At 73.6% G+C, this 14800-nt stretch carries 13 protein-coding genes; 2 read left to right on the top strand and 11 right to left on the bottom strand.

Annotation, left to right across the window (positions count from 1 at the left end; translation table 11 throughout):
- Positions 1-32: 32 nt before the first annotated feature.
- The 6 genes from DCS98_RS20490 to DCS98_RS20465 all read right to left on the bottom strand — a co-directional run bounded on the left by DCS98_RS20490 (position 33) and on the right by DCS98_RS20465 (position 7161).
- The gene (locus tag DCS98_RS20490) at positions 33-1304 is read right to left on the bottom strand and encodes a thymidine phosphorylase (protein WP_116453321.1); all 1272 of its coding nucleotides are present in this window, start codon (positions 1302-1304) and stop codon (positions 33-35) included.
- Positions 1304-1738, bottom strand: a complete 435-nt coding sequence (locus tag DCS98_RS20485; RefSeq protein WP_116453319.1) for a cytidine deaminase — start codon at positions 1736-1738, stop codon at positions 1304-1306. Before DCS98_RS20485 ends, DCS98_RS20490 begins: the two co-directional genes overlap by 1 nt.
- Positions 1738-3018 carry an ABC transporter permease gene (locus DCS98_RS20480; protein ID WP_116453317.1) on the bottom strand — a complete coding sequence of 427 codons (1281 nt, stop codon included), beginning with the start codon at positions 3016-3018 and terminating at the stop codon, positions 1738-1740. The genes DCS98_RS20485 and DCS98_RS20480 overlap by 1 nt, the downstream gene beginning before the upstream one ends.
- Positions 3015-4214, bottom strand: coding sequence for an ABC transporter permease (locus tag DCS98_RS20475; RefSeq protein WP_116453315.1), 1200 nt, complete (start codon positions 4212-4214; stop codon positions 3015-3017). Before DCS98_RS20475 ends, DCS98_RS20480 begins: the two co-directional genes overlap by 4 nt.
- Positions 4211-5833, bottom strand: a complete 1623-nt coding sequence (locus tag DCS98_RS20470; RefSeq protein ID WP_116453313.1) for an ABC transporter ATP-binding protein — start codon at positions 5831-5833, stop codon at positions 4211-4213. The genes DCS98_RS20475 and DCS98_RS20470 overlap by 4 nt, the downstream gene beginning before the upstream one ends.
- Before the next feature lie 278 nt (positions 5834-6111).
- On the bottom strand, positions 6112-7161 hold the full coding sequence (locus DCS98_RS20465; RefSeq protein ID WP_116453311.1) for a BMP family lipoprotein: 1050 nt from the start codon (positions 7159-7161) through the stop codon (positions 6112-6114).
- Positions 7162-7409: 248 nt separating this feature from the next.
- On the opposite strand from DCS98_RS20465, the gene DCS98_RS20460 reads away from it, so the two are divergent.
- Positions 7410-8705 (top strand): D-alanyl-D-alanine carboxypeptidase family protein, encoded by a 1296-nt coding sequence (locus DCS98_RS20460; protein ID WP_116453309.1) that lies wholly within the window; start codon positions 7410-7412, stop codon positions 8703-8705.
- On the opposite strand, the gene DCS98_RS20455 is transcribed toward DCS98_RS20460, so the two are convergent.
- Genes DCS98_RS20455 through hisC form a run of 4 tightly spaced genes read right to left on the bottom strand, consistent with a single transcriptional unit; the run spans position 8626 to position 12354 of the window.
- The gene (locus DCS98_RS20455; protein WP_241038515.1) at positions 8626-9585 is read right to left on the bottom strand and encodes a YihY/virulence factor BrkB family protein; all 960 of its coding nucleotides are present in this window, start codon (positions 9583-9585) and stop codon (positions 8626-8628) included. The genes DCS98_RS20460 and DCS98_RS20455 overlap by 80 nt on opposite strands.
- 20 nt (positions 9586-9605) lie before the next feature.
- Positions 9606-10172, bottom strand: a complete 567-nt coding sequence (locus tag DCS98_RS20450; RefSeq protein ID WP_116453306.1) for a 2'-5' RNA ligase family protein — start codon at positions 10170-10172, stop codon at positions 9606-9608.
- The gene (trpS, locus tag DCS98_RS20445) at positions 10169-11191 is read right to left on the bottom strand and encodes a tryptophan--tRNA ligase (protein ID WP_116453304.1); all 1023 of its coding nucleotides are present in this window, start codon (positions 11189-11191) and stop codon (positions 10169-10171) included. The genes DCS98_RS20450 and trpS overlap by 4 nt, the downstream gene beginning before the upstream one ends.
- Positions 11192-11241: 50 nt before the next feature.
- A complete protein-coding gene (gene hisC, locus DCS98_RS20440; protein ID WP_241038513.1) occupies positions 11242-12354 on the bottom strand; it encodes a histidinol-phosphate transaminase in 1113 nt (370 codons plus the stop codon).
- A gap of 43 nt (positions 12355-12397) precedes the next feature.
- Here hisC and galE point away from each other — a divergent pair, with 43 nt between their 5' ends.
- On the top strand, positions 12398-13351 hold the full coding sequence (galE, locus tag DCS98_RS20435) for a UDP-glucose 4-epimerase GalE (RefSeq protein WP_116453300.1): 954 nt from the start codon (positions 12398-12400) through the stop codon (positions 13349-13351).
- On the opposite strand, the gene DCS98_RS20430 is transcribed toward galE, so the two are convergent.
- Positions 13348-14676, bottom strand: a complete 1329-nt coding sequence (locus tag DCS98_RS20430; RefSeq protein ID WP_116453298.1) for a hemolysin family protein — start codon at positions 14674-14676, stop codon at positions 13348-13350. The two genes, galE and DCS98_RS20430, sit on opposite strands and share 4 nt — an antisense overlap.
- Positions 14677-14800: the final 124 nt, after the last annotated feature.

Raw genomic sequence — 14800 nt, 5'->3', positions numbered from 1 at the left:
CCCGCGGCCAGGTGGCCGCGGGATCGCGCAGATCACCCGGTGATGCGGTCCAGGACCAGCGGCAGCGGCTGCTCGCCGGTGTCGACGCCGATGGCGCCCTCGAGCGCCTCCAGTGCCCGCGGGATGCGCGAGGCGTCGTCGGTCTGCAGCTCCAGGAGCGGCTGGCCGGCGGTCACCTGCTCCCCGACCTGGGCGGTCCAGACGACGCCCGCCGCGGCGGACACCGGGTCCTCCTTGCGCGCCCGCCCGGCACCGAGCCGCCAGGCGGCGACACCGAGGGAGAACGCGTCCAGGCGGGTCAGGGTGCCGGTCGCCGGTGCCGTGACGACGTGCGTCTCGGCCGGCGTCGGCAGCGCGGCGTCCGGGTCACCGCCCTGGGCGGCGATCATCCGCCGCCACACGTCCATGGCCCGGCCGTCGGCCAGCGCGTCGGCCGGGTCGACGTCGGCCCGCCCCGCACCGGCGAGCATCTCCCGGGCCAGCGCGAGGGTCAGCTCGACGACGTCGGCCGGCCCGCCGCCGGCGAGCACCTCGACCGACTCCGCGACCTCGACGGCGTTGCCCGCCGCGCGGCCGAGCGGGCGGTCCATCGCGGTGACGAGCGCGACCGTCTTCACGCCGGCCGCCTCGCCGAGGCCGACCATCGTGCGGGCCAGCTCGCGGGAGAGCTCCGGGTCCTTCATGAACGCACCCGAGCCGGTCTTCACGTCCAGCACCAGCGCGTCGGCGCCCTCGGCGATCTTCTTGCTCATGATCGAGCTGGCGATCAGCGGGATCGACTCCACCGTGCCGGTCACGTCGCGCAGCGCGTAGAGCTTCTTGTCGGCCGGCGCCAGGTCGTTGCCGGCCGCGCAGATCACCGCGCCGACCTCGCGCAGCTGCGCCAGGTAGGCCTCCTCGTGCACGTCGGCGCGCCAGCCCGGGATGGCCTCGAGCTTGTCCAGCGTGCCGCCGGTGTGCCCGAGCCCGCGCCCCGACAGCTGCGGCACCGCGACCCCGCAGGCGGCCACGAGCGGCGCCAGGGGCAGCGTGATCTTGTCGCCCACGCCGCCGGTGGAGTGCTTGTCGGCGGTGGGCCGGCCGAGCGAGGACAGGTCCTTGCGCTCGCCCGAGTCGATCATCGCCTGGGTCCACACGGCGAGCTCGTCCGGCGACATCCCGCGGAAGAACACCGCCATGAGCAGCGCACTCATCTGCTCGTCGGGCACGGTGCCGTCGGTGTAGGCGCCGATGACCCAGCGGATCTGCTCCGGGGTCAGCTGCCCGCCGTCCCGCTTGGTGCGGAGGACGTCGATCGCGTCCATCAGCCCTGCCCCCGCTCCGCCGCGGCGACCAGGTCCTCGGGACCGAACGCGTCGGGCAGCACCTCGCGCATGGGCACGATGCCGAGCGAGACGGTCTCGATGAGCATGTCCGCTCCCCCGTGCTCCCAGAGCAGCTGCCGGCAGCGCCCGCACGGCATCAGCGGCTGCCCGTCGCCGCCCACGCACGCCACGGCGACGAGCCGGCCGCCACCGGTGCGGGCGAGGTCGCTGACCATCCCGCACTCGGCGCACAGGCCCAGCCCGTAGGAGGCGTTCTCCACGTTGCACCCGGTGACCACGCGGCCGTCGTCCACGAGACCGGCGACGCCGACCGGGAACTTCGAGTACGGCGCGTAGGCGTGGGTCATCGCCTCGCGGGCGGCCGCCCGCAGGGCGTCCCAGTCCGCCTGGACACTCCGGCCCGGCCCGCCCATCAATGCTCTCCTCGTCGGTAGACCAGGCCGTCGGCCTGGGGCATGCGCAATCGCTGGGAGGCCAGCGAGAGGACGAGCAGCGTCGTCAGGTGCGGCGTGAAGGAGACGATGCCCGGGGGCAGCTCGTCGATCAGCAGGAAGCCGGTCAGCGACGCGACCGCGAACGCGCCGGCCAGGATCGCCTGCACCAGCTTGCGTCGCGTCGCCTGCCAGATCGCCACGCCGGCGAGCAGGACCGCCACCAGCAGCAGGAGGGCCACGACCGCGGTGCGGCTGCGCAGCTGGAGCGCGTCGGCGAACCCGAAGAGGCCGGCGCCCGCGGCCAGGCCGCCCGGCCGCCAGTTGCCGAAGATCAGCGCGGCCAGACCGATGAAGCCACGGCCGTTGGTCTGGTTCTCCCGGTAGATGCCGGCGATGAAGACCAGGAAGACACCGCCCATGCCGGCCAGCGCGCCGGAGATGATCACGGCGATGTACTTCATCCGGTAGACCGCGACGCCGAGGGAGTCGGCGGCCGCCGGGTTCTCACCGCACGAGCGCAGCCGCAGCCCGAACGCCGTCCGCCAGAGCAGCAGGTAGGACGCCGGCACCAGCAGGACGGCGAGGATCGTCAGGACGCCGACGCCGCTGGTGAACCCGCGCAGGACGCCGGCCAGGTCGCTGACCAGGAACCAGTGCTGGTTCTCGAGGTCGCCGAGCAGGTCCGGGCCCGACGAGAGCACCGGCAGCGACAGCCGCGGCGGGTCGCTCGACAGCGCCGGGGACTGGGTCACGCCGCCGCCGGCCGGGTTGTCGGTGTAGAGCAGCTCGGAGAGGAAGCGGGCGACGCCGGCGGCCAGGATGTTGATGGCCACACCGGACACCACGTGGTCGACGCCGAAGGTCACTGTCGCGACCGCGTGCAGGAGGCCGCCGAGGGCGCCGAACAGGACGCCGCCGATCAGCGCGGCCGCCCAGCCCCACTGGTAGCCGGCGTAGCCCGCGCCCCAGGTGCCGAGGATCATCATGCCCTCGAGGCCGATGTTCACCACGCCCGCGCGCTCGGAGAAGAGCCCGCCCAGCGCGGCCAGACCGATCGGCACCGCCAGCAGCAGGGCGGCCGACATCGTCGAGGACGACGTCAGCGCCTCCTCGCCGCTGATCGCGCGGACGACGGAGAACAGGACCAGGGCGGCCATGGCCAGCCACAGCGCCCGGCGGACCGGCCCACCGCCGGTCAGGAGGTCGGTGATCGGACCGCGGCTGGGCCGGGTCCCGGGTGACGTCACCACGGTGCTCATGCCCGGGCCCCCTGCCGCTGGTCGAGATCCCCGGCGGGCCCGGCTGGGCCGCCCGGGGTCTGGTCGGGTCCGGTGCCGCCGTCACCGGCCACCGGGGCGGGCGCCTGGCCGCTGCCCCGCTCGGCCGACCGGCGGGCCACGCGGCGGGCGATCTCGTTCGCGACGACGACCGCCAGCACGATCGTGCCCTGGATGATCGTGACGACCGATGCGGGGAAGTCCGCGATCTGCAGGGGCACCAGCGACCGGTCGAGGAACCCGAAGAGCAGGGCCGCGAACGCGATGCCGAGCGGCCGGTTGCGGCCCAGCAGCGCCACCGCGATGCCGAGGAAGCCCAGGCCGGCGGTGAAGTCGGTCGTGTAGGAGTGCGTCGTCCCGAGCAGGTCGGGCAGGCCGATCAGGCCCGCGACCGCGCCGGACAGCAGCATCGTCTTGATGACCATGCCGCGGGCGTCGACCCCGCTCGCGCTCGCCGCCGAGGGCGACAGGCCGCTGATCTTGAGGTCGTAGCCGAACCGCGTGCGGTTGAGCAGGATCGCGATGACGACGCCGACGACGATCGCGATCGGCAGGAAGCCGTAGAGCTGCCGCGGCGGGTTGGCCAGCCCGATCGCGCCGAAGATCGCGTTGATGCCGCCGAGCTGACCCGACTCGGGGATCTCGGCGGTGCTGATGATCGAGGCGCCCTCCTCGCTCCCCCGGAACGGTCCGGTGAGCAGGTAGGACGCCAGCCCCAGCGCGATGAAGTTCAGCATGATCGAGCTGATGACCTCGCTGACGCCGCGGGTCACCTTGAGGACGGCGACGATGCCCGCCCAGAACGCCGCGACGACCACGGCCACCACCACGATCAGCAGGACGTGCAGCGGCCCGGGCAGCGCGACGGCGGCCCCGACGGCGGCGGCCACGATGGTCGCGAGCCGGTACTGGCCCTCGACGCCGATGTTGAACAGGCCCATGCGGAAGGCGACGGCGACCGCCAGGCCGGCGAGGAACAGCGGGATCGCCCGGTTGACGATCACCACGATCGCGGTGACCTGCTGGGCCGGCGTCTCGCCGAAGTCGAGCATCACCTCGAACACCTGCAGGGGGTTCACCTGCAGCGCGGCCATGACCAGCGACGAGATGACCAGGGCGACGACGACGGCCAGGACCGGCGCGAACAGCGCCATCCCGATGCGGCGGAGCACGCTCATGCCGCACCCGCCGAGGTGCGCGCGCCCGTCATGTAGCCGCCGAGTTCCTCGGGCGTGACGTGAGCGGGGTCCACGGTGGCGACCAGCCGGCCGCGCAGCATCACCTGCAGCGTGTCCGACAGGCCGATCAGCTCGTCGAGGTCGGCGGAGATCAGCAGGATCCCCATCCCTTCGGCTCGGGCGTCCTTGAGCAGCTCCCAGATCGCCGCCTGGGCCCCGATGTCGACGCCGCGGGTCGGGTGCGCGGCGATGAGCAGACGCGGGTTCGAGCTCATCTCGCGGCCGACGATGAGCTTCTGCTGGTTGCCGCCCGACAGCGCGACGGCGAGGGTGTCCGGCCCCGGGGCGCGGACGTCGTAGTCCTTCATGATCCGCTCGGTGTCGGTCCGGGCGGCCTTCTTGTCGATGAAGAGGCCCTTCGCGGCGGGCGGCAGCGTCTGGTGGCCGAGGATCCGGTTCTCCCAGAGCGGCGCGTCGAGGAGGATGCCCTGCCGGTGCCGGTCCTCGGGGATGAAGCCGAGCCCGGCCTCGCGGCGGGCGCGCGTGCTCCAGGCGGTGATGTCCTCCAGAGCGGCTCCGCCCCTGTCCGCCCCGCCGTCGCCCTTCGTCCCCCCGTCGAGCCGCACGGTGCCCGTCGCCAGGGGGCGCAGGCCCATGATCGCGTCCACGAGCTCGGCCTGGCCGTTGCCCTCGACCCCGGCCAGCCCCACGACCTCGCCCGCCCGCACGGTCAGGCTCACGTCGTCGATGAGCGCGCGGCCCTCGGGGGTGCGCACCGTGAGGTGCTCGAGCACCAGGACCGGCTCGTCGCGGACGGTCGACGTCCGCGTCTCCGGGGAGGGCAGCTCGGAGCCGACCATCATCTCGGCGAGCTGCTTGACCGTCGTCGTCCGCGGGTCGGCGTCCCCGACCGTCGTGCCGCGGCGGATGACGGTGATCGCGTCGCACACCCGGCGGACCTCGTCGAGCTTGTGCGAGATGAAGATGACGGTGAGGCCCTCGCGGGTGAGCTGCTTGAGGTTGCCGAACAGCTCGTCGACCTCGTGGGGCACCAGGACGGCGGTCGGCTCGTCCAGGATCAGGATGCGGGCGTCGCGGTAGAGCACCTTGGCGATCTCGACCCGCTGCCGCGCGCCCACGCCGAGGTTCTCGACCAGCTCGTCGGGGTCGAGGCCGAGGGCGTACCGGTCGGAGATCTCGAGGATGCGCCGGCGGGCCTCCGTACGGTCGAGGCGCACGCCCTTGGTCGGCTCGCTGCCGAGGACGACGTTCTCGAGGACGGTGAAGTTGTCGGCCAGCATGAAGTGCTGGTGGACCATGCCGATGCCGGCAGCGATGGCGTCGGCCGGGCTGCGGAAGGAGACCTCGCGCCCGTCGACGACGATCTTGCCCTCGTCGGGCCGGTGCTCGCCGTACAGGGTCTTCATCAGCGTCGACTTCCCGGCGCCGTTCTCGCCGACGATCGCGTGCACCTCGCCGCGGCGGACCCGCAGCCGGATGTCGCGGTTGGCGACGACGCCCGGGAAGCGCTTGGTGATGCCGCGCAGCTCGACGGCGTACGGGGCCTCACCGGCCGCCGGCGCCGGGGCGCTGTCGCCGGTTCCTCCTGTTGCGGCCATGGTGGGCCTCTCCCTCGGGTGCGGCCGCCGGTGGGCGGCGCAGGTGTGCTCGTCTGCGCCGGCGACGGGGTCGTCCGCCCGCGGCGCTGCGGTTCGGGCTCGCCGCATGATGTCGCACCTCGCCGTACCGGCGGGAGACCGGGGGCGGTGCGGGGCGTGCGGTGCGCCCCGACCGCGACGGCGGGCCCGGGCTGCGCACCGGAGGTGCGGTGCGCCCGGACCCGCCGTCGGGGGTGGATCAGCGGCGCGGGCCCGCCGGAACGGGCCCGCGCCCGGTGTCACGGGGTCGTGGGGACCTCGATCTCACCGTCGATGATCTGCTGGCGGTACTCGTCGATGTCACCCTGGATGTCGTCGATGAACCCACCGGTGGTGGCCAGGCCGACGCCCTCGGACTCGAGGTCGTTGACGACGTCCGTGCCGCCCTCGACGTTGCCCTCGACGAAGCTGTCGATGAACGCCTGGACGGCGTTGTCGACACGCTTGAGCATCGAGGTCATGATCACGGCCTGGAGGGCCGGGTCGTCGACGGTCTGGTACTGGTCGGAGTCGACGCCGATCGCGCGGCCGTTCGAGGCGGCGGCGGCCTGGAAGACACCCAGACCCGAGCCACCGGCTGCGTGGTAGACGATGTCCGCCCCGCCGTCGAACATGCCCTGCGCCACGATCTGGCCCTTCGCCGGGTCGTTGAAGCCGGAGAAGTCACCGGCCGGCGAGATGTAGGAGACGTCGACCGTGATCGCGTCGTTGACGGCCTTGGCGCCGGCGACGTAGCCCGCCTCGAACTTCTCGATCAGCGGCGTCTCGACACCACCGACGAAACCGATGTGGTCGGTCTCGGTCTTCAGGGCGGCGGCGACGCCGGCGAGGAACGAGCCCTGCTCCTCGGCGAACAGCAGGCCGGTGAGGTTGTCGGCGCCGATCTCCTCGACCGAGGAGTCGATGATCGCGAAGGTGGTGTCCGGGTACTGCTCCACCACGTCGCCGATCACGTCGCCGTAGGCGAAGCCGACGGCGATGACCGGGTTGTAACCCTCGTCGGCGAGCTGGGTGAGCAGCTCCACGCGGTTCGAGGCGTCGGAGTTCGGGGACAGGTCGCGGACCTCGCCACCGTGCTCCTCGATCGCGGCCTCGACGCCGGCGATGGCCGAGTCGTTGAACGAGCGGTCGCCACGGCCACCGGTGTCGTACGCGACGCCGATCTTGAGGTCCTCGCTGCCGCCGCCGCCGCTGCTGCTGCCGCCGGCGGCGTCGCCGCCGTCCTCGTCGCTGGCACAGGCCGACAGGGCCAGGCCGCCGGCCAGCAGCAGCGCTGCGGCCTTCGTCATCCGCGCTCGGCGCAAGACGATCTCCTCTCTGGAGGGACGCGCGTGTTCGTCGGTGCGCGTCCCGGTGGGGTCAGGATCCATCGGCCCCGGCCCGCAGGCCGGACTCGATCGCTTAGGACTGAGGAACGCTAACTGCGCCGGGCACGGACACCACCACCCCGCCCAGGACTGAGATGCGATCGTTGCGAACCGCCGGACAGGGGTGGGCGGGGTCACCTCGAGGGGCACGAGCGCCTACCGTGCCGTCCATGGAGCGACGCCCACGGGGGGCGCGGTGGCCGGTCGCCGCGCTGGTCGCGGCTGTGGTCGCCCTGCCGGGGGCGGGCCCCGCGGCGGCCGACGACGCGCGGCCGACCGTCGATCCCGGCGCCCCGACACCCACCGCGCCGTACGTCGGCGGGCCACCCCAGGGGTCGGCTCCCGACGGCCGCACCGTGGGCGGCGAGGACCTCGACACGCGGGGTCTGGTGGTCGCCGAGGGGGCACCGCCGCTCCCCGACGGCCTGGCGGCCGGCGGCTGGCTGGTGGCCGACGCGGGCACGGGCGAGGTCCTGGCCGCCCGGGACCCGCACGGCCGCTACTACCCGGCGAGCACGCTCAAGACGCTGACGCTGCTGACCCTGGCCCCGCTCCTGGACCCGGCCGCGGTCGTCGAGGGCACCGTCGAGGACGAGAACATCGAAGGCAGCCGGGTCGGCCTCGTGCAGGGCGGGCGCTACCCGGTCTCCCTGCTGCTCCAGGGCCTGATCCTGCAGTCGGGCAACGACGCGGCCAACGCGCTGGCCCGCGCGGCCGGCGGGGTCGACGTGACCGTCGCGGCCATGAACGAGACGGCCGAGGACATCGGCGCGTACGACACGGTCGCCGGGACGCCGTCCGGGCTCGACGTCGCCGGGCAGTCGTCGTCCCCCTACGACCTCGCGCTCATCTTCCGGAGGCTCATCGCCGACCCCCGCACGGCGGCGATCCTCACCACCCCGACCGCCGACATCCCGCCCGTGGAAGGCCGGTCGCCGGGCTACCAGATCCAGAACCAGAACCCGCTGGCCGGCACCCCGGGCAACCTCGGCGGGAAGACCGGCTTCACCGACGCCGCACGGCACACCTTCGTCACCGCCGCGGAGCGCAACGGGCGCCGTCTCGTGGTCAGCGTCATGGACACCGAGAACGTGCCGCTGCGCGCGGCCGACCAGGCGGCGCTGCTGCTCGACTGGGGCTTCGCCGTCCCCGGGGACGCCGACGCCGTCGGCACCCTGGTCGACTCCGGCCGGCTCCCCCCGCTCCCGGCGCCGACGACCGCCGCGCGGCGGACACCCCGCCCGGCAACGGTCCTGCAGGCCGACCCCGTTCCCAGCCCGGCGAGTACCGCGCCGTGGGTGCCGCTGGCCCTGGGCGCCGGCGCGCTGGCGATCGTGACGGCGACGCTCGTGGGACGGCGGCGGGCCGTGCGGGTCGTGCCGGTCCTCAGGCGAGGACCGGGGACTCCTCCCGGCGGGGGTCGCGCGCCTCGATCCGACGGAGGGTCGACGTCCACGCGGCCGTGAAGAACGCGAAGCGGGCCACCAGGTTGATCCAGACCAGCAGACCCACCGCACCGCCGAACGCCGACGCGGTCAGGCTGTCGGAGATCAGCGACAGGTAGTAGCCGCCGATCAGCTTCAGCGCCTCGACGCCGGCGGCGCCGAACAGCGCCCCGGGCAGCAGCAGCCGCAGCGGGTGGTTGACCGATGGCACCACCCGCAGCAGCCACAGGAAGACGACGACGTCGGCGGCCACGGCCAACGCGATGCCGAGGACCCAGGTGAGGACGCCGTAGCCCGGCTCGTCGGCGAGCCCGAGCAGGTCGAGCACCCAGGAGGTGGCCTGGGTGACGCCGCCGGTCAGCCCGAGGCTGGCCAGGCCGACCGCGCCGAGGGCGACGAGCGCGAGCAGGTCCTGGACGTTGTCGCGGAGGAACTCCGGCTCGTCGACGTGCCCCTTCCAGATGCGCTCCATGCCGACCCGGAGCTTGTCCATCGCGCGCAGCCCGGCGTAGAGCGAGCCGACCAGGCCGATCAGCCCGAGCACGCCGGCGCCGGAGATGGCGCTCTGCAGCTGGCGGACCAGCTCCCGGCCGACCGCACCGGGGAAGGCGTCCTCGATGGCGGCGAAGAGCTCGGACTGCAGCAGTTCGTTGCCCGACAGCACCAGCCCGATGACGGACGCGACGAGCAGCAGGACCGGGAAGAGGCCGAGGAACACGAAGTAGGTGACGCCGGCCGCCATGAGGTCGCCCTGGACCCGCTGGTAGCGGCCGCCCGCGCGCGCCAGGTGGTCGAACCAGCGGTAGCGCCGGCGCAGGGCGGCGATGCGGTCCTCGAACCACGCGTAGAGCCGGTTCCACCACGGCTCGCGGCCTGCGGGCTGCTCCGCGGGAGAACTCACCGCCCGAGTCTGCGGCCTCGTCAGTGCGTGGGCCCGGTGAGGGCGTACTCCCTGGCGACGGTCCAGGCACCGGTCGGCGTCTGCTCGAACTCGGTGAACGCGGTGACCCGGAACTCGGCGGAGAGGTCGGCCAGCCCCGTGTAGGCCAGCTCGAGCATGTCCTCCGGGACGTCGTGGGCCACGGTCACGTGCGGGTGGTACGGGAACGACAGCGAGCGGGCGAGCGGACCGCGGCGCACGTCGTCGGACAGCAGCTCGCAGTTGCCGATCCCCCGCGCCACGGCGACGAAGACGACGTCCGACACGGGCCGGAAGGTGCCGGTCCCGGACAGGTGCATGTCGAAGGGCGGGTGGCAGCGGGCCACCTCGGCCAGGTGGGCGCTGATCGTCGTCCGGTCGGCGACCGGGACCTCGGTCGGCGGGAGGAGCGTGACGTGCGGCGGCACGAGGCTGGCCTGCGGGTCGCCCACCTTGGCGCGCCAGTCGACCAGCAGCTGGGCCCACGGCTCCGGGACGGGGACGACGATGCCGAGCACGGTGTTCTCGTCCCGCGCGCTGCCGCGCGGGACGAAGGTGTCGTCGTTCATCGCCGCGCCCCGGCCGGCGGGAGGAAACCGGTGCGGTCGTAGACCGCCGCGACCGTGGCCCCGGCGACCTCGCGCGCCCGGTCGGCGCCGGCGGCGAGGATGCGCTCCAGCTCGGCCGGGTCGTCCAGCAGCTCCTGGGTGCGCGTCCGGACGGGCGTGACGAAGTCGGTGACGACCTCGGCCAGCTCCTTCTTCAGGTCCCCGTAGCCGCGGCCGGCGAAGTGGTCCTCCAGCTCGGCCACGGTCGTCCCCGACAGCGCGCTGTGGATCGTCAGGAGGTTGGTCACGCCGGGCTTGGTCTCGGCGTCGGCCACCACCTCGCGCCCGGTGTCGGTGACGGCCGAGCGGATCTTCTTCGCCGTCACGGCCGGCTCGTCGAGCAGGAACACGCACCCGGCCGGGGGCAGGCTCTTGCTCATCTTCTTGTCCGGCGACTGCAGGTCGAGGATCTTCGCCGCACCCGGCGGGATCTGAGCCACCGGGACCGTGAGCGTGGGCCCGTACCGGCTGTTGAACCGGGTCGCGAGGTCGCGGGTCAGCTCGAGGTGCTGGCGCTGGTCCTCGCCCACGGGCACCTGGTCGGCCTGGTAGACGAGGATGTCGGCGGCCTGCAGGACGGGGTAGGTGAACAGCCCGACCGAGGCGCCGGCGGTGCCCTCGCGCTGGCTCTTGTCCTTGAACTGCGTCATCCGGCTGGCCTCGCCGAAGCCGGTGAGGCACTCGAGCACCCACGACAGCTGGACGTGCTCGGGGACGTGGCTCTGCACGAACAGCGTGCTGCGACCGGGGTCGACGCCCAGCGCCAGCAGCTGCGCGGCCGAGGTCAGGGTGTTCCGTCGGAGCTCGGCGGGGTCCTGCGGGAGCGTGATCGCGTGCAGGTCGACGACGCAGTAGAAGGCTTCCGCGGAGTCCTGCAGCGCGACCCACTGGCGCAGCGCACCGAGGTAGTTGCCGAGGTGGAACGACCCAGCCGTCGGCTGGATGCCCGAGAGCACACGGGGAAGAGGCACGTCGGCCATCAAACCAGCCGCGCGGGCTCCGCGTTCCGGCCTCCCCCGTTCCGGTGGCGCTAGGCGACCGTGCTCGCGGCCCTGACCTCGTCGAGCGCGGCCAGGAACACGTCGTCCTCCTCGGGGGCGCCGACGGTCACCCGGATGCCGTCGCCGGCGAACGGCCGGGTGATGACGGCGCGCGACTCCAGCCCCGCGGCCAGGCCGGCCGACTCCTCCCCGAGCGGCAGCCAGACGAAGTTGGCCTGGCTGTCGGAGACGTCGAAGCCGCGTTCGCGCAGGGCCCCGGTGAGCCGTTCGCGCTCGGCGGTGACGGCGGCGCAGCGCGCCCGCACCTCGTCCTCGCTCGACAGCGCCGCGACGGCGGCCGCCTGCGCGAGCATCGAGACGCTGAAGGGGACGTGGGTCTTGCGCACCGCCTCGGCGACCGCGGGGTCCTCGGCGACGAGGTAGCCCACGCGCAGCCCCGCCAGGCCCCACGCCTTGGAGAACGTCCGCAGGACGGCGACGTTCGGCCGCCCGCGCATGAGCTCGATGCCGTCCGGGACGTCGGGGTCGGTGACGAACTCGCGGTACGCCTCGTCCAGGACGACGAGGGTGCTCGCGGGGACGGCGTCCAGGAACCGCTCGAGCTCCGCCCGGCGGACCGCCGTCCCGGTGGGGTTGTTGGGGTTGCAGACGAAGACCAGGCGCGTGCTGTCGTCGATCGCGGCGAGCAGCCCGTCGAGGTCGTGGGTGTCGGCCGGGCCGCCGGGGCGGCCGGGGACCAGCGGCACCTGGATCGCGCGGGCCCCGGCGACCCGGGCGAGCAGCGGGTACATCTCGAACGAGCGCCAGGCGAAGGCGATGCTCGTCCCGGGCTCGCAGTAGGCCTGGGCCAGCTCCTGGCACAGGGTGACCGCGCCGCAGCCGGTCGCCACCTGCGCGGGGTCGACGTCGTAGCGGTCGGCCAGCGCCCGGGTGAGGACGACGGCGCCGTTGTCGGGGTAGCGGTTGGTCTCCCCCGCCACCTGCGCGATCGCCTGCACCACCGCGGGCAGCGGCGGGAACGCGACCTCGTTGCTGGCCAGCTTCACGGCGCGCTCGACGCCGATCTCGCGGGCCAGGTCAGCGGGGTTGCGCCCCGGCTTGTACGCGGGCAGCCCCTGCACGACCGGACGCGGCTCGACCACTGCTGGACCACCTCTCCCCGGCGGTCCTCCTAGGGTGGCCGCCATGCGCGTACTCGTCGCCGGTGGAGCCGGCTACATCGGCAGCGTAGTGACGGCTGCCCTGCTGGCCGACGGGCACGAGGTCACGGTCCTCGACGACCTGTCGACCGGCCACGCCGACGCCGTCCCGTCCGGCGCCACCTTGGCGGCCGTCTCCCTCCACGAGTCCGCGCCGGTGCTGGCCGACGTCCGCCCCGAGGCGGTGCTGCACTTCGCGGCCAAGTCGCTGGTCGGCGTCTCGCAGCAGCGCCCGCACGAGTACTGGGACACGAACGTGGGCGGCTCGCTGGCGCTGCTCGAGGCGATGCGCGCTCATCACTGCCGCCGGATCGTCTTCTCCTCGACGGCCGCGACCTACGGGGAGCCCGAGTCCGTGCCGATCCGCGAGGACGCCCCGACGCGGCCGACCAACACCTACGGCGCCTCGAAGCTCGCCGTCGACCACATGCTGACCTCGTACGCCGTGGCGCACGGGTTCGCCGCGGTCAGCCTCCGCTACTTCAACGTGGCCGGCGCCGCGCACGGCCTGGGCGAGCGGCACGCGGTGGAGACGCACCTGATCCCCATCGCGCTGCAGGTGGCGGCGGGCGAGCGGGAGACCCTCACCGTCTACGGCGACGACTACCCGACGCCCGACGGCACCTGCATCCGCGACTACGTGCACGTCGAGGACCTCGCCGACGCCCACCTGCTCGCCCTGCCCGCGCCGGCCGCGGGCGAGCACCGCATCTACAACCTGGGCAACGGCACCGGCTTCTCCGTGCAGCAGGTGGTGGACGCGGCCCGCGAGGTCACCGGCCACCCGGTGCCGGTCGTCGTCGGCGAGCGGCGGGCCGGCGATCCCGCCCAGCTGGTCGCCTCCAGCGACCTCATCCGCGCCGAGCTCGGCTGGGCGCCTCGGCACACCGACCTGGCCGGGATCGTCCGCGACGCCTGGGACGTGGCGCGAGCGCGCTAGGCACCCGCGGGCTCCTCCGTCGAGGCCTCGTCGTCCGCCGGGGCGGGCGGCGGGCCGACCAGGAGGCGCGCGATCCGCCGTCCGTCGAGCTCGACGACCGACAGGCTGCGGCCCTCGACCTCGACCGCGTCGCCCACCTCGGGCAGCCGGCCGAGCTCGGCGAGCACGTAGCCGGCGACCGTCTCGTACGGCCCGTCGGGCAGCTGGAGACCGGTCACCTCGGCGAAGTCGTCGAGGTTCAGCAGGCCGTCCACCTCGCGCGGGCCGCCGTCGGGCTGCCTGTCCTCCGGTGCCGCCTCCTCGTCGTACTCGTCGTAGATCTCGCCGATGACCTCCTCGATGAGGTCCTCGAGGGTGACGATCCCGTCGGTGCCGCCGTACTCGTCGACGACGATGGCGAGGTGGTGGTTCTCCCGCCGCATCTCGCTGAGGGCGGTGAGGACGCCGGCGGTGCCGGGCAGCCGCTTCACCTCGCGGGCCAGGTCGCCGACGGTGGCCGCGCGCCCGGCGGGGTGGTTGGGCAGGAACAGGTCGCGCACGTGCACGAAGCCGACGACGTCGTCCTCGTCGCGGCCGGCCACCGGGAAACGGGACCAGTTGGAGTCGCCGACCTGCTTGGCCGCGCGGCTGGCCGTGGTGCCGGCGTCCAGGAACCCGACCTCGGTGCGCGGCGTCATGACCTCGCGGACCTCGCGCTCGCCGGCGCGGAAGACCTCGTCGATCAGCCGGCGCTCGTCGCTGCTCAGGGACTCGTGGGCGGCCACCAGGTCGCGGAGCTCCTCCTGGCTGATCGCCTCGCCGCTCTGCTTCGGATCACCGCCGAGGAGCCGGACGAGGACGTTGGTCGACTTCGAGAGCAGCCAGATGATCGGCCGCGACAGCGTGGCCAGGGCGTTGAGCGGCGCCGCCACCAGCAGCGAGAAGCCCTCGGCCCGCTGCAGGGCCAGCCGCTTGGGGGTCAGCTCCCCCACCACCAGCGACAGGTAGCTGATCGCGATCGTGACCAGCACCAGGGCGAGGGTGCCCGAGACCCCCTCGGAGACGCCCCGCTCCTGCAGCCACCCGGCGAAGGGCTCGGACAGCGTGCTGGCGCCGAACGCCGCGGAGAAGAAGCCGGCGAAGGTGACGCCGACCTGCACGGCGGCCAGGAACCGGTTGGGGTCGCTGAGCAGCTTCTGCACCGACTGCCCGCGGCGGCCGGTCTCCGCCATCGCGCGGACCTGCGACTCGCGCAGGGAGACCAGGGCGATCTCCGCGCCGGAGAAGGCACCGCCGATCAGGACGAAGACGACGACCATGACGATGTTGAGCCAGACGTCGCTCACCGGCGGCGTGCTCCTCAGGGGGGTCGGGACGTGGGGCGCCCCCATGGTGCCTGCTCCGGACCCGCCCGGTCGCGGTCGGCACCGCCGGGCTCCCTCAGCGGGGTGCCGTCGCGCTCCGGACGTG

This window comes from Blastococcus litoris, from assembly GCF_003075095.1.
GTDB classification, from domain to species: Bacteria; Actinomycetota; Actinomycetes; order Mycobacteriales; family Geodermatophilaceae; genus Blastococcus_B; species Blastococcus_B litoris.
The sequence above is the reverse complement of the archived record's forward strand: the minus strand, read 5'-3'. Positions and strand labels throughout refer to the sequence as shown.

What these genes read in the sequence shown, in the direction of transcription:
- trpS (WP_116453304.1), bottom strand. Translation starts at nt 11,191, where the DNA reads ATGGCCGACGTGCCTCTTCCCCGTGTGCTCTCGGGCATCCAGCCGACG.
- DCS98_RS20475 (WP_116453315.1), bottom strand. Translation starts at nt 4,214, where the DNA reads ATGAGCGTGCTCCGCCGCATCGGGATGGCGCTGTTCGCGCCGGTCCTG.
- DCS98_RS20460 (WP_116453309.1), top strand. Translation starts at nt 7,410, where the DNA reads ATGGAGCGACGCCCACGGGGGGCGCGGTGGCCGGTCGCCGCGCTGGTC.
- DCS98_RS20465 (WP_116453311.1), bottom strand. Translation starts at nt 7,161, where the DNA reads ATGACGAAGGCCGCAGCGCTGCTGCTGGCCGGCGGCCTGGCCCTGTCG.
- DCS98_RS20450 (WP_116453306.1), bottom strand. Translation starts at nt 10,172, where the DNA reads ATGAACGACGACACCTTCGTCCCGCGCGGCAGCGCGCGGGACGAGAAC.
- DCS98_RS20470 (WP_116453313.1), bottom strand. Translation starts at nt 5,833, where the DNA reads ATGGCCGCAACAGGAGGAACCGGCGACAGCGCCCCGGCGCCGGCGGCC.
- DCS98_RS20480 (WP_116453317.1), bottom strand. Translation starts at nt 3,018, where the DNA reads ATGAGCACCGTGGTGACGTCACCCGGGACCCGGCCCAGCCGCGGTCCG.
- DCS98_RS20485 (WP_116453319.1), bottom strand. Translation starts at nt 1,738, where the DNA reads ATGGGCGGGCCGGGCCGGAGTGTCCAGGCGGACTGGGACGCCCTGCGG.
- galE (WP_116453300.1), top strand. Translation starts at nt 12,398, where the DNA reads ATGCGCGTACTCGTCGCCGGTGGAGCCGGCTACATCGGCAGCGTAGTG.
- DCS98_RS20490 (WP_116453321.1), bottom strand. Translation starts at nt 1,304, where the DNA reads ATGGACGCGATCGACGTCCTCCGCACCAAGCGGGACGGCGGGCAGCTG.